This is a genomic window from Moorena sp. SIO4G3, from assembly GCF_010692305.1.
Classification (GTDB): Bacteria; Cyanobacteriota; Cyanobacteriia; order Cyanobacteriales; family Coleofasciculaceae; genus Moorena; species Moorena producens_A.
The window spans coordinates 1-2,246 of the sequence record NZ_JAAHIG010000663.1 but is presented as its reverse complement, the minus strand read 5'-3'; the positions used below and the strand labels follow the sequence as shown (position 1 = coordinate 2,246).

Annotated in this window: 3 protein-coding genes; all 3 read left to right on the top strand. The window is 45.2% G+C overall.

The window, feature by feature from the left end; all coding sequences use genetic code 11:
* On the top strand, positions 1-208 hold a 208-nt coding region (locus tag F6J99_RS44355; RefSeq protein ID WP_293123651.1), incomplete at its 5' end, for a hypothetical protein.
* Positions 209-359: 151 nt separating this feature from the next.
* Positions 360-1,967 (top strand): hypothetical protein, encoded by a 1,608-nt coding sequence (locus F6J99_RS44350; protein WP_293123649.1) that lies wholly within the window; start codon positions 360-362, stop codon positions 1,965-1,967.
* 39 nt (positions 1,968-2,006) lie between these two features.
* Positions 2,007-2,135: a hypothetical protein gene (locus F6J99_RS44345; protein ID WP_293123646.1), complete on the top strand. Its 129-nt coding sequence runs from the start codon at positions 2,007-2,009 to the stop codon at positions 2,133-2,135.
* Positions 2,136-2,246: the final 111 nt, after the last annotated feature.

Genomic DNA, 2,246 nt, shown 5'->3' with positions numbered 1-2,246 from the left:
GAGCTTGCTCTGGAAAGGGAACATTAGTGTCATCAGCTCCTTTGCGTTCTGGACTAATATCTACGTAAAGGGTGTAAGCTTGCTGACTAATCAGTGGCTGGTTGAGAGGGATTGCACTGGAGTCATCGGGAGATTAATCCTAGGGTGGGCAGTGCCTACTAACCCGATGGCCAGCACAGGAATCTGTCTGGTGCACTGCCCACCTTAGTCGGGAGATTAATCCTAGGGTGGGCAGTGCCTACTAACGCGATGGCCAGCACAGGAATTTGTCTGGTGAACTGGCCACCGACATCAACTTGACCGATTAATCCTAGGGTGGGCAGTGCCTAGCAACGGAATTGGCTACATGAACTCTGAAAATGCTATTGCATTTACAAATAAATCATGAAACAAAATACTTATTTCTCATAATACCCAAAAATCGTCGTATCTCTTTCCTAATTTTCCCTATTCCCTATTCCCTATTCCCTATTCCCTATTCCCTATTCCCTATTCCCTTTTTCAACTTATATCAAAGCAGGAGGTTTTATACTATGGATGTATTAATAATTCAGTCATTTGCTTTTGCTCCTTATCTAGGAACAGCTGGAGAAATTGCTATTAATGCAGCAGTTGCTGGGAAGAAAACAGGATTTTGTTTTATCTATGTCGATAATCCGGATGACGTTCGATTAATTCCCAAGAGCGGTTCTCAGAAGCTTGCAGGAGTAAGTTGGAAACATAAAGTCTACAAACTTCAAAGCATTTTAAACAACTATGGAGTAAGCATTTTACCGGACGAATTTTTGTCAGAAAAAACTCAGTTAACTATTCAAGACTATGCCCAAAAGGCTCCTCATAGCTTGAGCGAGGTCAGAGCCTACAAGTACAACGACGCTGCTCTGGGTTTATCTACAGTCTCTTCCCTGATATCGCGAACACTATCCTGGGATCCCGATCCTGATGAGCATTATCCACTTATACAAGGATATTTGCGTTCTGCAGCAATGGTTTATGAAAAGGCCAGGGCACTTATTCTCAAGTATAACCCACAGAAAATAATTGCTTTTAGTGGACGATATGCTTGCGTTAAAGGGATCTTTGAGGCAGCTAAACACCTTGGTGTTGAATTTCAATACTATGACCGAGGAGCCACCTATGAGCGATACGAACTCTGTCAGAAGTCGCCTTATGATTATGCCTATATGCGCGAACAGCTACAAATCTATTGGCAACAGGCTGGTATGGATAGAGAAGAGTTAGGACATTCCTATTATCAGCGTAAAAGGCAGGGAGAGGGAATTGGATGGACTAGTTTTACGTCTGAGCAACAACAAGGTCTCGTACCTGAGCGAACGGGCAATCATCGTCAGATTGTCTACTACTCTTCTAGTGATGATGAATGGGCTGCACTTGGGGATTTTGTGAAGCATCCAATTTTTAAGAATCAAAGGGAAGCCGTAAAGTCTCTGCTCACTTGGGTATCTAATCGGATGGACTGTTATTTGACGATTCGAGTCCATCCTCACCTTAAGAAAAAGTCATTAGAAAGCCGCAACTGGTGGAAGTCTTTGACGGGAAAAAATGTCCAGGTTATTCCCCCGGATTCCAAGGTTGACTCCTATGCATTAATGGACTGGGCCGATGTGGTGGTTACCTATGGTTCAACAACTGGTGTGGAAGCGGCTTACTGGGGTAAACCCTCTGTACTTCTGGGGGACAGTGCATACTCTGGCCTGGGGTGTGTTTATGAGCCTAGGTCTGAAGCAGAGGTTTACCAATTACTAGAGAACGATACTATAGCACCGCTGCCCCAAGAAGCCTGCTTGCCCTTTGGATATTATAGTTTACGTAAGGGCATAACCTATAAGTATTATAATCCCCATAGTTTATTCTCTGGGGACTTTTTGGGCGAGCCACTGAGCCCAGCAACTACGTTGTATAGAAGTAATCTAATCAAGAGCATAGAAACTCCTACGGCAGGATAAGTACTATAGAGTGTGGGGAGGGTGGGGAGGGTGGGGAGGGTGGGGAGATGGGGAGATGGGGAGATGGGGCAGCAGAGATTAATCGTAGGGTGGGCAGTGCCTAGCAACGCTATGGCCACCTTCGGAATCGGTCTGGTGCACTGCCCACCGGTACGCTTTAGGCTTTGAGAGTCTGGTGCGTGGCTGCTAAGTAAATCCAACCAGGTCAGTCAGGATGATTAGCGATCTGAGTCAAGTGTTGAGAAGAATTTTGGAACAGACCAGCCTATCGTCGAGGTT

Bases quoted from the DNA above. Each gene is read 5' to 3' on its own strand.
- F6J99_RS44350 (WP_293123649.1), top strand. From the start codon at position 360: ATGCTATTGCATTTACAAATAAATCATGAAACAAAATACTTATTTCTC.